Source organism: Streptomyces sp. NPDC053426 (genome assembly GCF_055585405.1).
Genome location: NZ_JBVJKE010000002.1, coordinates 433,397 through 450,258 on the forward strand (window position 1 = coordinate 433,397; position 16,862 = coordinate 450,258).

Here is a 16,862-nt window from a genome sequence, read left to right on the forward strand (position 1 = left end):
TCCCGGACCAGCACCCGGACCGCCGTCCCGTCGGGCGCTCGCCCACCCGTGTCCCGGGGCCGAGAAAAAACGGGCCGGTCCGTGGGGGGGAGACGGACCGGCCCGAGGGGGGGTTTCCACCATAACCCTTCGTAAGTGATGCTGCGTACATCGGCGCGCCACAACTACTCTCCGAAACCGCCCGACGACGCGCAGACGGCCCCGGAAGGCACTGTTCAGGGCCCTGAGGTGGCTGAAAAGCGGCGAGATCGCGTGAAAATCGAGCGGCGAGGGGTCTCTGTGCCGGATGTGACACCACCCGCCGACAGGACGACCACATTTCCGGCCATCCCTCCGACGGGTGACCCGGGCGCGGCCACCGGATTGACCCGAGGGGACCGGATCGCCCCGGGAAGGCCGGATCGGGCACCGCGCAGCCCCCTCCGCTGCGCGGTACCGCCGCCCCGCGCAGCTTTGCCGACGCGAATCAACTTGGTCCGAACCTATGCGATCCCCTGCTCCGCCGACCAGCCGCACCCCATAACGATGAGGAAACTCACGGACGCGAGGCTCGGCCGGCTCCGCCCTTGCGGGCGTGGAAGAGGTGCCGGGTGCTGTGGGCCACGAAGGCCCCCTCGCTCTCGATCCGCTCGTGCAGGGCGCGCAGCCGCGGCAGATACGCCTCGACGGTGAATCCGGGAACCATCCAGATCACTTTCCGCAGGAAATGAACGACGGCGGCGATGTCGTGGAACTCCACGCGCAGCCGTTCGGCCCGCAGCTCGACGATCTCCAGCCCGGCGGCCTCGGCCGCACGCCGCTCGCGGTCCGGATGCCGCGCGTCGCGCCGCTCGTCCGGCTGCGCCCCGAGGAAGTACTCGACGAGCTCGTAGACGCTGCCGGGCCCGACGTGCTGGGCGAAGTAGACGCCACCGGGTTCGAGGACCCGCGCGATCTCCTCCCAGCGGGCCTCGACGGGATGCCGGCTGACGACGAGGTCGAAGGCCCCGTCCGCGAAGGGCAGCGGCGCGTCCTCGGGCGAGGCGACGACGGCGACGCCGCGCGGCCGGAGCAGGGCGGTGGCCTTGGCCAGGTTGGGCGGCCAGCCCTCGGTGGCGACGGCGAGCCGGGGCCGCCCGGGGGCGTTGGCGAGGGCGAAGTCCAGGACCTCCCCTCCCCCGGTCTGGATGTCGAGCGCGGCACCGGCCCCGGCCAGCCGGCCGGCCATCGCCTTGGCGTACCCCCACGAGGGCCGGGCCTCACTGGCCCGCCCCTCGAACCAGGAGAAGTCCCACCCCTCGGTGGGCACGGAGGCACCCTCCGCGATCAGGTCGTCGAAGGTACGGTGGGCCGCCTCGTCCGTCATGCACCGATCATGCACGCAGCGGCCACCGCCTGTCCCCCGGCTTTACGGCACCAACGGCCGCACCTCCTCCGCCACGAACCGCACGAAGCCCTCCGGGTCCGGTTCGTCACTGGTCGGCTGGAGGATCACCGAGTCGGCCCCGGCCTCGGCGAGCCGCTGTACGGCCTTGGCGACGGCCCCCGCGTCCCCGGCGACCCCGACTTCCGCTTCCCCGTCCACCCCCTCGGCGACCAGATCGGCCCGCACCCGCTCACCGGCCCCCGCCCCCGTGGCGGCGAGCAGATAGACGACGACCTTGTGGGATTCGCCGGTACGCCCCGCCGCGGCCCGCCCCTCGTCGATGAGCCGGCGCGCCCGCCGCACCCCCTCGGGCGAGGTGTCGGCGGTGAGGATGGTCCCGTCGGCGGCCTCCCCGGTGAGCCGCACGGTACGGGGCCCGGTGGCACCGGCGAGCACCTCCACCGGCCCCCGCGGCGGCCAGTCGAGGGCGACGTCGTCGAGCCTGACGTACCGCCCCTCGGTGGTGACCCTCTCCCCTCCCAGCAGCGCCCGCAGCGCGACGAGATGCTCCCGCAGCAGGGTGAGCGGCGACTCGGCCCGCGCCCCGACCTGCCCCATCCAGTCCTGCACCCCGTGCCCGACGCCGAGGATCGCGCGCCCCGGGAACATCCGGTGCAGACTGGCGGCCTCCATCGCCGTCATCGCGACGTTCCGCAACGGCACCGGCAGCAGCCCGACCCCCACCCGAACCCGCTCGGTCCACGCCAGCGCGGCAGCGGCGGTCGAGATCCCGCCCTCCCGGAAACAGTCCTCCCACAACCAGAGCTCCTCGAGGCCGACCTCATCGGCAAGCTCGGCGACGGCACGGAGTCGTTCGGGGGCGAGCTGGGGACGGAAGACTGCGCCAAGTGTGGTCATGGAGGTGTTCCTACCCACCGGAGAGTGGGCGGGGAAACGTGATCCGCCGGTTGTTCGGTCCTGATCTCGAACGTCCGGGCGTACGGCATGGCGGCGGAGGAATCCGGTTTCACACAGGTCGCCCGTTTCCTGCCCGACGCCAGCGAGCGGAACGTACGCGGCGTCCCCGGTCCTGTCCCTGCCGGGTGACGGTTCACAGTCGGCTCCCGGCAGGGCGAAGCCCGGGATCAGCGGTTGATGGCCTGGATTTCCTGGACCACGACGTCCTGCGTCGCTCCGAACTCGCCGTCGGGGAGGTCGCCCCCCGCGCCGCCGGTGCCGGTCCAGTGGATCTCCCACGTGACCGTCGCCTGGAGCGGGAACGTGCCGTCGCCCGAGGAGCGCAGGTACCTCACGCCGCACGGAGGCGTCTCGTCCGCCTTGCCCTTCTCGTACTGCTCACCGATACGGCCGTCGTTGATCTCGCAGACGCCCGAGGCCGGGTAGGTCTCCGCGTCCGGCGTGCCCGGCTCGATCTCCAGCGAGACCGGCTCCGCCGTGGCCGTCGCCTCGAGTCCGATCGCCTCGACGGACGCGGTGACCGAGACCGGCTTGAACTCCGCACCGTCCAGCCACGCCCACGTCGGAAGGTTCACCTTGGTGGCTTCCGCGGGGGCCAGCGTCACCTCGGTGCCCGGGACGCGGATCTCCGCGTAGGCGAGTTCGGCGAGGATTTCGGGGGTGATGGCGTTCTCGATGTCCGCGGGCGGGGCGTCGCCCGTGTCCACCCAGAAGTAGTCCTCGTCGCAGGAGTCCCAGCCCGGCGGGTAGCTCTTGTCCACGTACGAGCCCCACCAATAGCCTTCGCCGGACTTGTCCTTGTTGAAGGCCTTCTTCTCGTCATTGGCGTTGTACTTTTCCCGCTGTTCGGCGTCCCACTCGTGGCCCGTCGAGCCGGCTTCCCAGATCGGCTCCAGGTACTTCTGCAGCTGCTCGGGGGTGTACTTGGGGGCGTACCAGCAGGGGGGCGGGCTCCACGAGGTGGACGACGTCAACGCGCCCGCGGAGTCGCCGCTGCCGTTCTTCGAACGGTCGAAGACGACGCCGCCGACGGTGACGGAGAGGTTCCCTTCGCCGTCGACGTCGGCACTCTGGTCCGCCTGGTTGGCGTTTCCGTTTTCGTCACGTCCGGCATATGCCGCGTGTGAAGCAAAGAGACAAGCGCACGTGAGTGTGAGGACCGTGACAGTTCTCGCCGATTTTTTTACGGCTGACACGCCTTGCTCCCCCTGTCCGAGACGACGTCGGTGGTCCGCCAAATGCCATCGGAGTTCTTGGTCAGACTCGTGTTGTACAGGACGTATGACCTCGCTGTGGCCGGCGACCTGTCAACCTCCCCTGTCTTCTTGTCCTTGATGTACGACTTGCTCTCGTCGGAGCAGTAGGTGACGTAAGCCTTCTGCTTGCCCGAAAGCGTCACCTTGTACTTGAAGTAGCGAGTCTCACCGACCCATGTCTCACCGTCGTCGATGTACTTCTGCACGTAAGTGATGTACGAACTCAACGCCTTATCCGTGATGTAGAAGCCCAGAGCCTCGGTTCCCGTGTCACCCTCGAAGATCGCTTCATCCACGGCGTTGACGGTGAGCGTACTGTCGGCGAGCGCCGCGTCCTTCGCCGCGTCGCCCGTCTTCTCGTACTCGAAGACGTTCTTCGCGTCGGAAGGGAACGTGATCTTCGGGCGACCGCCGGAGTCCGACGCGCTCGGGGTGGGTGACGCCGACTTCTCACCCCCTGTGTCCGCGCCCGCGATCTTGTCGTTGTCCTTCGTCGGGCTGTCGTCGTCGCTTCCGCATGCGGACAGCGTCAGGGCCGCGGTGGCGGTCAGCGCGAGCGCTGCGAGCAGGGTGGGGCGGCGGGTCACAGTCGGCTCCCAGTAGGGCGAGGCTTGGCTTCAGCGAAGTCAAAGCTATCCGGTGCGTAAGTCGAGGCACCAGAGTGAACGGGGTCAACTTGCGGGGTCCGGCGGTTCCGTGAGCGGGTGGGCCGGTGATCAGGGCCGTGCGGATCAAGGGGTGTCGCCGTTGGACCGACTGAGGGAGAGGACGGTCCGGCGGGTGAACCGTTCGCCGGAATCCCGTTGGAGGCGGAGGGACCGCATGGCCGGGGAGTGCCCAGGGGCGTTGTCGGTTCGGTCGGGTGTGACTCCGTTCTCGGCTCCGTTCGTTCCCGTTCGCGGCCGTACACGCCTGTCAGGTCGTTCTGGTCGAAGAGGGTTCCTGCGCAGGGCGTCACAGTGTGCCTCCGGTGGGGAGTTCCTTGCTGTCGGGGAACGCGTCGGTGGGTGTGCGGGCCGCTCGGCCGGCGGACAGGCAGGCCAGCCGGCCGACCGACGGGGTCCCGATCTTGAAGCCCGCTTCCTTCTTCAGTGCCGACGTCACCGCGCGGTCGATCACGTCTCCGTAGTCCGGATGCCACGACTCCGCCACGGTGGTGAGGAGCGCGGCGTCGGGGAGGTCCGGTGCCTCGCCGGGGAACACGATCGTGGCCACCAGTGACTGGAGCAGGTACTCCGGGGTTCCGCCCGCCAGTGCGGCGATCTCCACCTTCCAGCCCGGGGCGGCGGTGTCGGCGGTCAGTCGGAGTGAGGTGCCGTTCGCCGCCGACCAGTCGTCTGTTGTCCAGGCCCTGTGCAGGGCGGCGAGCAGGGACGGTTCGGTCGGCTGGAGGGTCTCGGCCGGTCCGGAGGCGGGGGCGGTGTGCCATGTCCCCGTCGTCTGCGGCAGCAGTCGGGTGAACCTGTCCAGCGTCGTGCTCCACCGTGCGGCGAGTTCCTCCGCCGACTCCTGCCGGGGACCCCAGAAGCCCCGCACCACGCATCGCATGTCCTGTTCCCTCTCTCTTCTCCTCGCCTCTCGTCCGTCTCCCCACTTCACCTGGTGAGCGGCGGGTCACCGGTTCAAACCCGGCCTGCATTCGGACGAGTTCGTGCCCATGTCACCTTCCTGTGACAGCGATGTCGTGGAACGGCGGCGGTGACATCCCTTCGGCCCGCGGACCCCTCATAGTGATCAAGGAAGCACCGAGAAGCCGAACTCGCTTCGGCCTCGACCAACCGATCGCCAAGGAGATTTCATGTTCGGCAACCGTCGCAAGGCCTTCCTCGTCTCCGCGGCCCTCGTGGGCGGCGCCATGCTGATGACCGCCTGCCAGGACACGGACGCGGCCACGGACACCGGCGCCGCGAGCGGTTCTTCGTCCACCGCTTCGACCGACGGTACGGCCACCCCGTCGTCCGGCTCGTCGGCCAAGGGCGGCGAGCAGAGCACCGGCGCGACGAGCAAGGGAACCGGGGACGGGGCCGGCTCCGGTGTCGACACCGGTGACGGGGAGCGGGTGGCGGTCGAGCAGACCTGCGGCGCCAACGACATCTCCTGGAGCACCAAGTCCGAGACTCAGGGCGGCGGATACATCCTGATCACAGCGAAGGCGAAGCCGGGGATCACCTGCTACCTGCCCGCCGAGCTGCCGGTCGTGGCGTTCGGGTCCGACGGCACCGAGGCGGGTCCCGCGGAGCAGGCGGTCGGCGAGCAGATCAAGCTGAGCGGGAGCACCACCGCCTACGCCGGGGTGAACCCGAAGACCACCGACGGAGACGGCGGCAAGGAACTGGACAGCATCATCGTCGCCGTCGGTGACGCCGACCCCAACCCGGTTTCCCTGCCGGTCGGCACCATCACCGTCGAGGACCCGATCGTCACCAACTGGCACACCTCCCCGGCGGACGCCGTTCCCTTCGCCTGAACGGCGTTGTCAGTCCGGCCCACTAAGGTCCCGATCACAGTCGCCACCACGCGGCGACTTTAACTGACGTCCCGTCACTTCCTGGAGCGATCATGGGCTTTGAGGCCACCTACGCCGACTTTTCCGTCGATCCGACTCGGCTGGCCAACGCCGATGTCCGGTATCAGCGGGCCCGGTTCGCCGGGTCGCACCTGGCGTTGAGCGCGGGCGGGAGTGTGACGCTGGACTTCGAGGTGGCGGACCCGGAGGACGTCCCCCAGGTGACGCTCACCGTCACGGCCCTCGTCTCCAAGCTCGGCTCCGACCTCGGGTACGCGCCGATGGACGTACTGGTCCAGGGTGAGGTGGTGGCCGAGGACCTCACCGTGCCCGGTGGCGGCGACCTCCCGCAGGACAACGTTTTCGCCGTGCCGGGGCGCCTGCTGAAGCCCGGTACCAACACCCTGGAGATACGCTCCTCGGCCAAGGCCGGCAGCATGCTCTGGCTCTACCGGATCACCCTGGACCCCGTCTGGGAGCGTGGCCGCTCCGAGCGTGCGCGGACCGCCGAGGCCGCCCGCGACTCGGTCTTCGCCTACCGTACGGAGCTCCGCCCCGCCCACTCCTCCTCCGCCACCTGGCAGGCGGCCCCGCGGCTGCTCTTCCACATCGACCGGGACGAGCACTCCCTGCCCGCCCAGCTCGGCTGGCGCGGCGAGGACGGCGCCGAGGCCGCCATCAGTTTCCAGTCCAACATGTCCGACTTCCACGGCGTGTACCGCGCCGCGGACGGTACGGCGTACGAGTACCGGGGGCGGCTCACCGACCGCCGGCCGTTCTCGGACGACACCCGGAACCTCTCGGCGTCCCCCCTGCACCGCTTCCACACGGAGGAGGGGTGGGGCGGTCGCTGGCACACCTCCCACGAACTGCGGCTGCTGGTCGACGACGGCGGGGCGCCCGTCGAGCGGTTCACCTGGCGCGACCAGCGGGGCAACTCCGGGGTGGCCGTGCTGCACACCGCCGCCGCCGAGGTGGAGGTGACCGACGTCGAGGCGAGCGACGAGTACGACGAAGGGGGCGAGGGGGCCGACAACCTCCTCGAGGAGCGGCGCAGCAAGTGGCTGACGTTCGAGGAGACCGCCCACCTCGACTTCACCCTCGCCCGTCCCACCGCCGTCGCCTCGTACTCCCTGGTGTCGGCGAACGACTTCGCCGAGCGCGACCCCCGCGACTGGACGCTCCTCGGCTCGCACGACGGCCACACGTGGACGCCGCTGGACACGCGCAGCGGTGAGAAGTTCACCGAGCGGTTCCAGACCCGGGAGTTCCACCTCCGCTCCAACGCCCGGGCCTACCGCCACTACCGTCTCGACATCACCCGCAACTCCGGCGGGACCGAGGTCCAGCTCGCCCAGGTCCGGTTCGCGGAAGCGCCCACCGGGCAGGCGTTCACCGGCTACTACCAGCGCTACAACGAGGGCCCCATCGGCTACCGCGGCACGCCGGTCGCCGCCACGTCCGCCGCCCTTCCCGCCGCTCCCCGCGTCGCCTCGGAGCTCCAGGCCGCCGTCGCGAGCCTGTCCGAGACCGCCCAGACCCTCGCCGCCCTGGCCGCACAACTCCGCAAGCACTGATTCCGAGGGGCCCGCGGGGATACGTTCGGGGCGGACGGTTCGTCGGTGGGTGTCGGTGGGTAGTCGAGGGGGCGGTCGGGCATGGCGCGCTGGCGGGACGGGCGTGGGGAGTTGACCGTCGTACGAGGGGACGGTGAGGGGGCGCCGGTGCGCGTCCCCCTGGAGATCGCCACCTCCTACCGGGCCCGCACCAAAGGGTTGCTCGGGCGGGACTCCCTCGACGGGGCCCTGCTGCTCTCCCCCGCCAACAGCGTGCACACCTTCCGTATGCGCATGCCCATCGACGTCGCCTACCTCGACCGGCGGCTCCGGGTCATCGCCGTACGCACCATGCCGCCGGGGCGGCTCGGTCTGCCCCGGCTCCGGGCACGGCATGTGCTCGAAGCCGGGGCCGGGGCGATGGAGGGGTGGGGGCTGCGGGTCGGGGCCCGGGTGGAAGTGGGCCTATAGGGCGCCGCCGCCGGGCAGTCCCGGAGATCAAAGCGGGTAGGGCCGACCGCCTGCGCCAGGAGCTGAGGGATGATCGGTGCGGAGGCAGGCGCCGGAAGGGAAGTGGAACCGTGTGGCCACGGGTGAACGGCATGCGGGCACTGGAGCTCGGCACCATCGGTGAGATGCGGGAGCGGCTCAACGCCCTCGTCCTGGCCGGGAGGAAGACCGCCACCACCGGGCTGCTGGCCGAGTACGTCGAGGAGACGGAGGGCCTGGAGTTCGAGGGTGAGCGCCTGGCGCTTCTCGGGAACGACGGAGACTGCGTCGCCACGATCGAGATCACCGGCGTCGAGCTGACGTCCTTCGGCGGTGTCACGTGGGAACACGCCACCGCCGAAGGAGAGGGCGACCGATCGCTGGAGGAGTGGCGGACCGGACACAGGCGCTTCTGGGAAGGCATCGGCACTCCGGTGGACGAGGACACGCCGCTGGTGTGCCTGCGGTTCCGGCTCAGCTCCCCGTGCGCGGGAAGGTGATCTCGACCCTGCGGTTCTTCTTGCGGCCGGCCTCCGTGGAGTTGTCGGCGATCGGGTACTGCTCGCCGTAACCGCGCACCTCGTAGGTGATGTTGGCGTCGCTCAACTCCTGGCCCAGGACGGCCTGTACGGCGTTGGCGCGCCGGCGGGACAGGACGTCACCGTGCGCGGAGGAGCCCAGGTTGTCCGTGAAGCCGAAGACGCGGACCTTCGTCGCGTTCTGCGTCTTGATCTCGCCCGCGATCGTGACGATACGGGCCTTCGCCTCCGCGCCGAGCTTCGCGCTGTCCTTGCCGAACAGCACCTCGGCCTGGAGCGCGAACGTCACGTCGGAGTTGGTGTCCTCGCGGCGTTCGTCGCCGCTTTGGTCTTCTACGACCTGCTTGATGTCCAGGACCTTCGGTTCAGCGAGGGTCGCGCCCTCCGGGAGCTTGAGGTCGGGGTCATTGGGGTCAAGTTCCACGGGGGCTGAGGCAGTAGCCTCGGTGCCTGGAGGGACGCTGGGGCCGTCGTCTGCTACGGCAGTTGTGGCGCAGCAGAGGCTGGTGGCGACCAGAAGAGTGGCAGTGGTGAGTGCCAGGGTGAATCGAGTCGGCACCGGGCGCATATGCGTATGTGTCATGGCCGACCTCACCCAGAGATCTGGATGGTGCCGCTGGCGAACGTCGGCAACTGGAAGGTGACTTCAGTTGTGTCCGCCGGCGGCGCGGGGAATTGCATGAAGACAGAAAGACTCTCTCCCGCCTTGACAGTCGAGAAACCGGCCGTGGTCAATGGCCGGCCGTCTGTGTCACGCAGTACGTAGTACCGCTTCTTGCTCTTTGAGTCGACCAGCGTGGCGCCGCCAAGCGATCGACCATTTCGCACGATCTCAGTCTCATTGCCACTCAGAGTCGCAGGGATTACGACGCTGTCGGCTCCGTCATTCTTCAGTGTGCCGTTAACGGTGACGAACCCACCAGCGTCACGTTGCGCAGAGGAGATCTGGAGAAGCAATCCGTTCGATCCTCTCAGTTCCGCCAGAGGCTCACTCGCCTGGCCCTCCTGTGCGCTCGGAGCGGAACCGTTGTCCTTGGAGGCCGACGATGAGGCCTCCGGCTTCTTGTCGTCTTCTGCCCCACCACCGCAGGCGGCCACTCCGAGGGCCAGTCCGGCCACGACAGCCATCGTGGCCACCCCCCTACGGGCCTTCGCTGTAAACCAAACGCTCATGCCTCTGCTTCCTTAGTCACTCGTCATTCGCTTATCAGTCGGCCAGGTTGACGTCGAAAAGGTCTTCAGGTTTCGGAAGCAGTTCCTCAGATTCCTCCGGGTTCAGCTCCCACTCGGTGCCCTTGCAGGACAGCAACGGCAGCACGTCTTCTCCTGCTTCTTCCGTCGGAAGCTCGAACTCACAGCGAGGCTTGATTACGGCAGTGGCTTTCTCCTGGGACTTCTTGCCTTCCGTGCCGGGGACGATGGACTCTCCCACGGTGTCATTCGTTTCGACCACCACCGTGTAGCCCAGTAATCCGTCCGGAAGGCAGCTCAGCACAACGGCATCGTTCTGCGCCGCCAACTGGTCTGCCCGCCAGCACGACGGGGCAATACCTTCTGCAGTGCCGTTGAAAATACCCTGCCACTTGGCCGGATCGAGGAGGTTCTGCAACCACGCGTCTGCGAGTTGATCTCGCTGGTCCTGAGCTGCCGCAAGCGCGGCCGCATCAGCGGCTGTTTGTGCGCCGTTCCGGTTCGCCGCAGCCTGGCCGACCGCAAAGTAGGCGAACGCGAGAAAGAGCAGGCCTCCCACCACCGTGATGTAGATGGGGAAAGCCTGCCCTGCATCGCCGTACCTGCGTGGGCGCATCAGCCGCCGGTAACCCGGGCAATCTGCGTCGTGATCGCGTCGTAGATCGACTGGCCGATGCTGGTGCCGGTGATCGCGAGCACGATCAGCACGACCACCGCGATGATGCCCAGGTACTCGACCGCGGTCTGCCCCTTGTCGGCGTTGCGGCGCTGCAGGGCCTCGACCGTCGTGTTCTTCCAGCCGTTGACGCGGACCTTGGTCGCGACGGCGGTCTTGATCATCAGGTCGCTCATGGTGTTCCCCTCCGGCTGACGCAACAGCGGCCTGCTTCATGGGGCCGCTTTCGGCATCTGCAACGTACGGGCGGGTGCCCTGTCCGTCAGAGGGCACCAGGGCCCAATCCCGGGCCCAATCGCGGGCCCAGCTCCTCGTCCCCCTCGCCGTCACCGGAGGTCACCCCGCCCCTGTCGTGCCGAGCCACTTCGCCGCGGCCTCGGAACGGCTCGTGCTGTGGAGTTTCGCGAAGATGCGGTTGATGTGGTTCTTGACCGTCTTCTCGCTGATGAAGCACGTGGCGGCGATCTGCTGGTTGTTCATGCCGGATGCGATGAGGTCCATGATCTCCGCCTCCCTCGTGCTCAGTTGGTACCTCGACCTGTCGGGAGCGGCCGGGCGGCCGCCTGTCCACCCAGACGACGATCGTGCCATACCTGGTTGCATTTGCGAAAGGTTTTCCGCAGAAGTAGGTAAGGGTGGGATGTGGGGGAAGCTGAGTCCGTTTGTGGTGGGGGTAGTTGCGCGTGCAGTCCCCAGCCCCTCCGGTAGCGGCCCGGGCGGTCGCGGATCCTGGCGTAGTTGCGAGAGCAACGCCCCGGCCGCCGTCGGGGTGAAGTGGGGCCTGCCCTCCCTGATGTCGCGGATCGCCGCCACCAGCTGGTCCGCCGTGAACTCGCCGTGGACCAGGTAGCCGCCCGCTCCCCTGCGCAGGGCCTCCTGGACGATCTCCGACTCCCCGCTGTACGTCAGCATCACCACGGGTGCGATCCGTACCAGGTACGGGAGGGCCGAGATGCCGTCCACGCCGGGCATGCGGACGTCCAGGAGGACCACGTCGGGGCGGTGGGTGTGGGCCGCCTCGCAGGCCTCCCGGCCGTCGGCCGCCTCCGCCACCACCGTGATGTCCTCGCGGCCGGTGAGGAGGGCGGTCAGGCCGGCGCGGACCACCGGGTTGTCGTCGGCCACCAGCACCCGGAGGGAGGCCGGGGGCGGGACGTTCGCGAAGGGGTTCGGTGGTGTGGTCATGGGGTGGCCTCCGTGGGAGTCGTCACGGCCGCCAGCGGGAGTTCCAGGCGGATTTCGGTGCCTCGGGTGTGTTCGCCCCGGCCCATGTGGATGCGGGCGCCGACCGAGGCCGCCCGTTCGACCATGCCGACGAGGCCGAAGTGACCGGCGCGGCGGAGTTGTTCGAGGTCGGTGCCGGGCGGGAGGCCGGTGCCGTCGTCGTGCACGCTGATGCGGAGCAGGTCGCCGTGAACGCCGGCGTGGACGTCGACCCTGGTCGGCTCGGCGTGGCGGTGGGCGTTCTCCATGGCCTCCGAGACGATGGTGAGGAGCTGGCGGGCCACGGCGGGCGGGACGGGCGGGAGCGCGTGCTCGCCGGTGGGGTGGTAGGCCGCGGGGACGCCGGTGCGGGCGGAGAAGTCGCGGGTGCGGGCGGCCAGTTCCGCCAGGACGTCCGTGCCCTGTGCCGGGTCCGACTCCCTGCGCAGGTCGGCCAGGAGTTCGCGGGATTCGGCGGCGGCTCTGCGGGCCGAGCGGGCCACGAGTTCCGCCTGTCGTCTCACCAGGGCCGGGTCCGGGTGCGGGGTGCCCGCCGTGCCGGCCAGGCCGTCCGCCGCCAGGGCCACTCCGTGGAGGGTCTTGGCCACCGAGTCGTGCATCTCGCGGGCGAGGCGGGCGCGTTCGGCGCTGACCGCTTCCGTGACGGCCAGGCGGGCCTGGACGGTCGTCAGGGCCTGGGTCGCCGTGCCCAGGCGGAGCATGAGGTTGCGGAGGCTGGAGCCGACCGCGCCCGCGATCACGCAGAGGCCGGGGAGGAGGAGTGATTCCGCCGGGTCCGTCCGGGGGTTGTCCAGGGCGGCGTGGACCAGGAGGAGGATCAGGCCCTGGAGGGAGGCGAAGACCGCCGCGCCGCGCCAGCCGTAGATCAGGCCCGCGAGGAGGGGGGTGCAGACGCTGACGTAGGCGAGGGTGGTGTCGGGGCCCGCCGAGATCAGGAGCAGGGCTCCGAAGAGGGTGTCCGCCGCCAGGAGGGTGGGGTGGCGCAGGAGGAGGGGGCCGAAGCGTTCCCAGTCGCGGAAGAGGACGTAGGAGGCCATGAAGGTGGCCACCACCGCCATGCCGACCAGGCGGGTGCTCCAGCCCGGGGCCGCGTTGAGGAGGGCGGAGGGGGTCGCCAGGGCGATCATCGCCAGTCTGAAGCCGAACGCCTGCCGGCACAGGGCTTGGAGGGCGTTGATCTGGATCTGGACGTCCGGGGCCGGTGCGGACGCATCCCCCGTGCGGGTTTCGTCGTCGGGTGCGGGTGGCCCCTGTGGGGGCCGACCGCCGTCGGCGGCCGCCGCTTCGTGGGCCTGCGGGGGTTCGGCCCCGTCGGGGGCGCCTGCCTCGGTGTGGGGCGGGAGGACCGTGCCCGTCGGCGGGGTGGTGGTCTCCGACGGTTTCGCGGGACGGCGGAACAGCCTCGTGCGTTCCCTTGTCGTCGTCATCGCCCCCTGCCCTACTCGCCCGTGACCGCGCCGAAGTCGATGCCGGAACCGAGGATCAGGCCGGCGCCGAGGAGGATCATCGTGGCCGGGACCATGAACGTGGTGATCATCATGGTGGCCTTCGGGACCGCGCGGGCCGCCTTGCGGCGGGCGTTCTGGGAATCCGTACGGCGCATGTCCTTCGCCAGGGACACCAGCGTGTCCACGATCGGCGCGCCCAGTTCCTCGCCCTGCTGCAACGCCGTGACGAACATCGCCACCTGCTCCGAGTCGTTGCGGCGGCGCAGTTCCGCGAAGGCCTGGCGGCGGCTCATGCCCAGGTCCATCTGGCGCAGGGTGATGCGCAGTTCGTCCGCCCACGGGCCCTCGTACTTCGACGACACCCGGTCCAGGGCCTGCCGGAAGCCCAGACCCGCGCTCACCACCACCGCCAGCACGTCCAGGAAGTCCGGCAGCGTCCGCTCGATGACGTCCCTGCGGACGCGGATCGCCGACCAGATGCCGACCTCCGTCCAGAACGCGCCGAACGCCAGGAGCAGCAGGGCCATGAAGAGCTGGCCGCGCATCAGGAACACCAGGAAGCCCAGCCCGCCGAGCGCACCGTACACCGCGCGGCGGGCGGCGTAGCGGTCGATGGTCAGACCGCCGGGGTTGCCCGCCAGGTCGATCTTGCGGCGGTACCTGGCGACCTGCTTGGGGCCCATGACGCGCAGCACGGCGGGGGCGTAGCGCATGCCCATGCGGTCGACGAGGGAGTCGACCGCGCCCGTGCGGGTGGAGCCGACCTCCAGGGCCAGGGCCAGGTCGCTGGGGAGTTTCACCTCCGCCCGGTACATGCGGACGCCGGCGAAGACGCCGTAGACGGCGAGGCCCATCAGGAGGGCCAGCAGAAGTGCCATGTCGGTCGGTCTCCTCGCCGCTCAGACGTCGATGCGGGACAGGCGGCGGATGAGGACGAAGCCGACGGCGTACAGGCCGAACGCGATGACCACCGCGGCCTGTCCGGCCGGGGAGCCGGTCATGCGCTCCAGGGCCCCGTCCTTCACCCCGTTCATCAGGAAGAGGGATCCGACGCCGAGCACGGGGACGGCGTACGACGTCATGCTGACCTGGGAGAGCTGCGTACGGACCTCCCGGCGGGTCTCTTTCCTCTCCTCCAGCGTCTCGGTCAGGTTGCGGAGGGCGCTCACCACCTGGCCGCCCGCCCGGTTGGACAGCACGAGGGTGGTGACCAGGACGACCAGTTCGCGGGACGGGAGGCGGTCGGCGAGTTCGCCGAGGGCGTCGTCCATCGACGCGCCCACCGCCAACTGGTTGGCGACCTTGGCCAGTTCCTCGCCCGCCGGGGCCTCCAGCTCCTCCGCCGCCATGCCGATGGCCGTACGGAGGGCGAGGCCGGCCTGGGTGGCGTTGGCGAGGATGCGGGCCAGTTCCGGGAGCTGGTTGATGAACTTCTCGATGCGTTTCTGCCGCTGCCAGTTGAGGAACTGCAACGCCACCCAGACGCCGAGCAGGCCGGCGATCGGGCCGAAGAAGGGGGCGAGGGTCGCCTGGCCGACGAGCCACAGACCGGCGACCGTGGCGAGCATGTAGACGAAGAACTCGCCGGGGGTGACGTCCAGGCCGGTGGCCGTCAGGCGCAGTTCGAGCTTCTTGCCGAGCTTGGTGCGGCGCAGGCGGCGGTCCAGGGTGGGGAAGTGGCGCCGGCGGCCGGTGACGGGGATCTGGCCGGTGGCCGACAGCCGGTCCACCAGCGCCTGCCGCTGTGCCCTGCCGGTGGCGTACGAGTGCGCGCCGACGACCGCGAGGACGCAGGTCAGCAGCGTGATGCCGGTGGTCAGCGTGATCAGGTTCTGCAGATCCATGGGGACGGTTCCTACCTGGCTTCTCGGGTGGCGAGCTGGTCGTAGGACTGGGCGATGCCGAACGCCTGGGGGACGGGCTGGCTCGCCATGTAGAGGCGGTCGGCGGTGCGGCGCGGGAGGGGGTAGTGCTCGTAGGCGCCGTGGACGCGGCCGTCGGCGGTCATGGGCCGGGCGTGGAAGCGGGCGACCGTGGCCAGCCGGTACGGCTCCGAGCCGTGGCTCTCCAGCAGGGCGATCTCGGTGATGCGGCGGGCGCCGTCGGCGAAGCGGGTGAGCTGGACGATGACGTCGACGGCGCTGTTGATCTGGTCGTGGAGCGCGACGAAGGGGATCTCCACGTCCGACATGGAGGCGAGGGTCTGGAGCCGCATCAGCGCGTCCTCGGCGCTGTTGGCGTGGACCGTGGCGAGGGAGCCGTCGTGGCCCGTCGACATCGCCTGGAGCATGTCCAGGGACTCGCCGCCGCGGACCTCACCGACGACGATGCGGTCGGGGCGCATGCGGAGTGAGTTGCGGACCAGGTCGCGGATGGTGATCTGGCCCTTGCCCTCGACGTTCGGCGGGCGGGACTCCAGGCGGATGACGTGCGGCTGCTGGAGCTGGAGCTCGGCGGAGTCCTCGATGGTGATGATGCGTTCGCCCTCGGGGATCAGGCCGGAGAGGGCGTTCAGGAGGGTCGTCTTCCCGGTGCCCGTCGCACCGGACACGATGACGTTGAAGCGCGCCTGCACCAGGCCGGCCAGCAGGTACAGCATGTGGTCGTCCAGCGAACCGAGGCCGATCAGTTCCTGGAGGGTGAAGGAGCGGGGGAAGCGGCGGATGGTGAGGGTGGCGCCGGTCAGGGAGAGCGGCGGGATGACGACGTTGACGCGCTCGCCGGAGGGGAGGCGGGCGTCGACCATGGGGTTCGACTCGTCGACGCGGCGGTTGACGGTGGAGACGATGCGTTCGATCGTCTGCATGAGCTGGTCGTTGGAGGCGAAGCGGAGCGGGAGCTGTTCCACGCGGCCGCCGCGCTCCACGAAGATGGCGTCCGGGCCGTTCACCATGATCTCGGTGATGGACGCGTCCTCCAGCAGGGGTTCCAGGATGCCGAGGCCCAGTGCCTCGTCGACGACCCGGCGGATCAGCTGGGAACGTTCGACGGTCGACAGGACCGGGCCCTCGCGGCTGATGATGTGGCCGAGGACGCGTTCCAGCCGGGCCCGGCGCTCGGCCGCCGCCAGCGAACTCATCTCCGCGAGGTCGATCTCCTCCAGGAGCTTGGCGCGGTAGGAGGCGACCAGGTGGCCGTCCTCGCCCCGTCCGGCCGTCTCCTCGGGGGAGTTGATGCGTGCCCGCAGGCTCATGGGTCGCTCGCTCCTCAGTGGTCTCGCGGCATCGTGGCGGACTTGCGGGCGGGGCCGAAGTCCCAGCCCGGCACGATCGAGGGGATGTCGACCGTGGCGGTGACGGTGATCTCGTCGCCTCCCGGATAGCCCTCGCAGGAGGTGCCGTCGGCGAGCCAGTCGCTGACGGCGGCGGTGCAGGCGGAGCCGTACGCCTGGTCCAGCGACGCGCTGCGCGCCGCCGCGCGGGCCGCCGTGCCCGCCTGCTGGGCGGTGTAGGCGACCAGCCCGAGCTGTACGGCGGCCATGGCGACGATGAGCAGGATCGGGAGGAAGCCGAGGTACTCGATGGCGACCTGGCCGCGGTCGCGGAGCCGGTGTGTGTTCGGTCCGTGCGGCTTGCACGTCTTGTGCGGCTTGTATGCCTTATGCGGCTGGTACGGCCCGTGCGGCCGGTACGACCTGTGCGGCTGGTACGGCAT

19 protein-coding genes are annotated in these 16,862 nt (G+C 69.8%); 4 read left to right on the forward strand and 15 right to left on the reverse strand.

Going from position 1 to position 16,862, the window contains the following annotated elements; all coding sequences use genetic code 11:
• Positions 1 to 535: 535 nt before the first annotated feature.
• The 5 genes from ACZ62B_RS05780 to ACZ62B_RS05800 all read right to left on the reverse strand — a co-directional run bounded on the left by ACZ62B_RS05780 (position 536) and on the right by ACZ62B_RS05800 (position 5,127).
• Complete coding sequence (locus ACZ62B_RS05780; RefSeq protein ID WP_344566846.1) at positions 536 to 1,345, reverse strand: class I SAM-dependent methyltransferase; 810 nt, start codon at positions 1,343 to 1,345, stop codon at positions 536 to 538.
• A gap of 42 nt (positions 1,346 to 1,387) precedes the next feature.
• Positions 1,388 to 2,263: an LLM class flavin-dependent oxidoreductase gene (locus ACZ62B_RS05785; RefSeq protein ID WP_344566844.1), complete on the reverse strand. Its 876-nt coding sequence runs from the start codon at positions 2,261 to 2,263 to the stop codon at positions 1,388 to 1,390.
• Positions 2,264 to 2,490: 227 nt separating this feature from the next.
• The gene (locus ACZ62B_RS05790; RefSeq protein ID WP_469689326.1) at positions 2,491 to 3,519 is read right to left on the reverse strand and encodes a hypothetical protein; all 1,029 of its coding nucleotides are present in this window, start codon (positions 3,517 to 3,519) and stop codon (positions 2,491 to 2,493) included.
• Positions 3,507 to 4,166, reverse strand: coding sequence for a hypothetical protein (locus ACZ62B_RS05795; protein WP_469689327.1), 660 nt, complete (start codon positions 4,164 to 4,166; stop codon positions 3,507 to 3,509). The genes ACZ62B_RS05790 and ACZ62B_RS05795 overlap by 13 nt, the downstream gene beginning before the upstream one ends.
• A gap of 367 nt (positions 4,167 to 4,533) precedes the next feature.
• On the reverse strand, positions 4,534 to 5,127 hold the full coding sequence (locus tag ACZ62B_RS05800; protein WP_469689328.1) for a hypothetical protein: 594 nt from the start codon (positions 5,125 to 5,127) through the stop codon (positions 4,534 to 4,536).
• A 250-nt stretch (positions 5,128 to 5,377) separates the two neighbouring features.
• Between ACZ62B_RS05800 and ACZ62B_RS05805 the strand changes: the two genes are divergently transcribed.
• The 4 genes from ACZ62B_RS05805 to ACZ62B_RS05820 all read left to right on the forward strand — a co-directional run bounded on the left by ACZ62B_RS05805 (position 5,378) and on the right by ACZ62B_RS05820 (position 8,630).
• Positions 5,378 to 6,046 (forward strand): DUF4232 domain-containing protein, encoded by a 669-nt coding sequence (locus tag ACZ62B_RS05805; protein ID WP_468725863.1) that lies wholly within the window; start codon positions 5,378 to 5,380, stop codon positions 6,044 to 6,046.
• A 92-nt stretch (positions 6,047 to 6,138) separates the two neighbouring features.
• Positions 6,139 to 7,662 (forward strand): alpha-1,2-mannosidase, encoded by a 1,524-nt coding sequence (locus ACZ62B_RS05810; protein ID WP_344566832.1) that lies wholly within the window; start codon positions 6,139 to 6,141, stop codon positions 7,660 to 7,662.
• 81 nt (positions 7,663 to 7,743) lie between these two features.
• Complete coding sequence (locus ACZ62B_RS05815; RefSeq protein ID WP_344566830.1) at positions 7,744 to 8,112, forward strand: DUF192 domain-containing protein; 369 nt, start codon at positions 7,744 to 7,746, stop codon at positions 8,110 to 8,112.
• Between the two features lie 131 nt (positions 8,113 to 8,243).
• Positions 8,244 to 8,630 carry an ASCH domain-containing protein gene (locus ACZ62B_RS05820; RefSeq protein WP_468725867.1) on the forward strand — a complete coding sequence of 129 codons (387 nt, stop codon included), beginning with the start codon at positions 8,244 to 8,246 and terminating at the stop codon, positions 8,628 to 8,630.
• Here the strand turns inward: ACZ62B_RS05820 and ACZ62B_RS05825 are convergent.
• From ACZ62B_RS05825 to ACZ62B_RS05870, 10 genes are all read right to left on the reverse strand, one after another.
• Positions 8,605 to 9,252 carry an OmpA family protein gene (locus ACZ62B_RS05825; protein ID WP_469689329.1) on the reverse strand — a complete coding sequence of 216 codons (648 nt, stop codon included), beginning with the start codon at positions 9,250 to 9,252 and terminating at the stop codon, positions 8,605 to 8,607. The genes ACZ62B_RS05820 and ACZ62B_RS05825 overlap by 26 nt on opposite strands.
• An 8-nt stretch (positions 9,253 to 9,260) precedes the next feature.
• Positions 9,261 to 9,842, reverse strand: coding sequence for a hypothetical protein (locus tag ACZ62B_RS05830; protein WP_468882960.1), 582 nt, complete (start codon positions 9,840 to 9,842; stop codon positions 9,261 to 9,263).
• Between the two features lie 34 nt (positions 9,843 to 9,876).
• Positions 9,877 to 10,476, reverse strand: a complete 600-nt coding sequence (locus ACZ62B_RS05835) for a pilus assembly protein TadG-related protein (protein WP_468882958.1) — start codon at positions 10,474 to 10,476, stop codon at positions 9,877 to 9,879.
• Positions 10,476 to 10,712: a hypothetical protein gene (locus ACZ62B_RS05840; RefSeq protein ID WP_468882957.1), complete on the reverse strand. Its 237-nt coding sequence runs from the start codon at positions 10,710 to 10,712 to the stop codon at positions 10,476 to 10,478. Before ACZ62B_RS05840 ends, ACZ62B_RS05835 begins: the two co-directional genes overlap by 1 nt.
• A gap of 160 nt (positions 10,713 to 10,872) precedes the next feature.
• A complete protein-coding gene (locus ACZ62B_RS05845; RefSeq protein WP_468725878.1) occupies positions 10,873 to 11,721 on the reverse strand; it encodes a response regulator in 849 nt (282 codons plus the stop codon).
• Positions 11,718 to 13,187 (reverse strand): sensor histidine kinase, encoded by a 1,470-nt coding sequence (locus ACZ62B_RS05850; RefSeq protein WP_468882953.1) that lies wholly within the window; start codon positions 13,185 to 13,187, stop codon positions 11,718 to 11,720. Before ACZ62B_RS05850 ends, ACZ62B_RS05845 begins: the two co-directional genes overlap by 4 nt.
• A gap of 11 nt (positions 13,188 to 13,198) precedes the next feature.
• Positions 13,199 to 14,086: a DUF5936 domain-containing protein gene (locus tag ACZ62B_RS05855; RefSeq protein WP_344566814.1), complete on the reverse strand. Its 888-nt coding sequence runs from the start codon at positions 14,084 to 14,086 to the stop codon at positions 13,199 to 13,201.
• Between the two features lie 21 nt (positions 14,087 to 14,107).
• Positions 14,108 to 15,052, reverse strand: a complete 945-nt coding sequence (locus tag ACZ62B_RS05860; protein WP_344566813.1) for a type II secretion system F family protein — start codon at positions 15,050 to 15,052, stop codon at positions 14,108 to 14,110.
• Positions 15,053 to 15,063: 11 nt separating this feature from the next.
• Entirely contained in the window at positions 15,064 to 16,401 is a 1,338-nt protein-coding gene (locus ACZ62B_RS05865) for a CpaF family protein (protein WP_469689330.1), read from the reverse strand.
• Positions 16,402 to 16,415: 14 nt separating this feature from the next.
• Positions 16,416 to 16,862, reverse strand: a complete 447-nt coding sequence (locus ACZ62B_RS05870) for a TadE/TadG family type IV pilus assembly protein (RefSeq protein WP_344566810.1) — start codon at positions 16,860 to 16,862, stop codon at positions 16,416 to 16,418.

Bases quoted from the DNA above. Each gene is read 5' to 3' on its own strand.
- ACZ62B_RS05850 (WP_468882953.1), bottom strand. From the start codon at position 13,187: ATGACGACGACAAGGGAACGCACGAGGCTGTTCCGCCGTCCCGCGAAA.
- ACZ62B_RS05865 (WP_469689330.1), bottom strand. From the start codon at position 16,401: ATGAGCCTGCGGGCACGCATCAACTCCCCCGAGGAGACGGCCGGACGG.
- ACZ62B_RS05835 (WP_468882958.1), bottom strand. From the start codon at position 10,476: ATGCGCCCACGCAGGTACGGCGATGCAGGGCAGGCTTTCCCCATCTAC.
- ACZ62B_RS05840 (WP_468882957.1), bottom strand. From the start codon at position 10,712: ATGAGCGACCTGATGATCAAGACCGCCGTCGCGACCAAGGTCCGCGTC.
- ACZ62B_RS05805 (WP_468725863.1), top strand. From the start codon at position 5,378: ATGTTCGGCAACCGTCGCAAGGCCTTCCTCGTCTCCGCGGCCCTCGTG.
- ACZ62B_RS05810 (WP_344566832.1), top strand. From the start codon at position 6,139: ATGGGCTTTGAGGCCACCTACGCCGACTTTTCCGTCGATCCGACTCGG.
- ACZ62B_RS05845 (WP_468725878.1), bottom strand. From the start codon at position 11,721: ATGACCACACCACCGAACCCCTTCGCGAACGTCCCGCCCCCGGCCTCC.
- ACZ62B_RS05825 (WP_469689329.1), bottom strand. From the start codon at position 9,252: ATGACACATACGCATATGCGCCCGGTGCCGACTCGATTCACCCTGGCA.
- ACZ62B_RS05785 (WP_344566844.1), bottom strand. From the start codon at position 2,263: ATGACCACACTTGGCGCAGTCTTCCGTCCCCAGCTCGCCCCCGAACGA.
- ACZ62B_RS05860 (WP_344566813.1), bottom strand. From the start codon at position 15,052: ATGGATCTGCAGAACCTGATCACGCTGACCACCGGCATCACGCTGCTG.
- ACZ62B_RS05830 (WP_468882960.1), bottom strand. From the start codon at position 9,842: ATGAGCGTTTGGTTTACAGCGAAGGCCCGTAGGGGGGTGGCCACGATG.
- ACZ62B_RS05780 (WP_344566846.1), bottom strand. From the start codon at position 1,345: ATGACGGACGAGGCGGCCCACCGTACCTTCGACGACCTGATCGCGGAG.
- ACZ62B_RS05800 (WP_469689328.1), bottom strand. From the start codon at position 5,127: ATGCGATGCGTGGTGCGGGGCTTCTGGGGTCCCCGGCAGGAGTCGGCG.
- ACZ62B_RS05815 (WP_344566830.1), top strand. From the start codon at position 7,744: ATGGCGCGCTGGCGGGACGGGCGTGGGGAGTTGACCGTCGTACGAGGG.
- ACZ62B_RS05870 (WP_344566810.1), bottom strand. From the start codon at position 16,862: ATGCCGTACCAGCCGCACAGGTCGTACCGGCCGCACGGGCCGTACCAG.
- ACZ62B_RS05820 (WP_468725867.1), top strand. From the start codon at position 8,244: ATGCGGGCACTGGAGCTCGGCACCATCGGTGAGATGCGGGAGCGGCTC.
- ACZ62B_RS05855 (WP_344566814.1), bottom strand. From the start codon at position 14,086: ATGGCACTTCTGCTGGCCCTCCTGATGGGCCTCGCCGTCTACGGCGTC.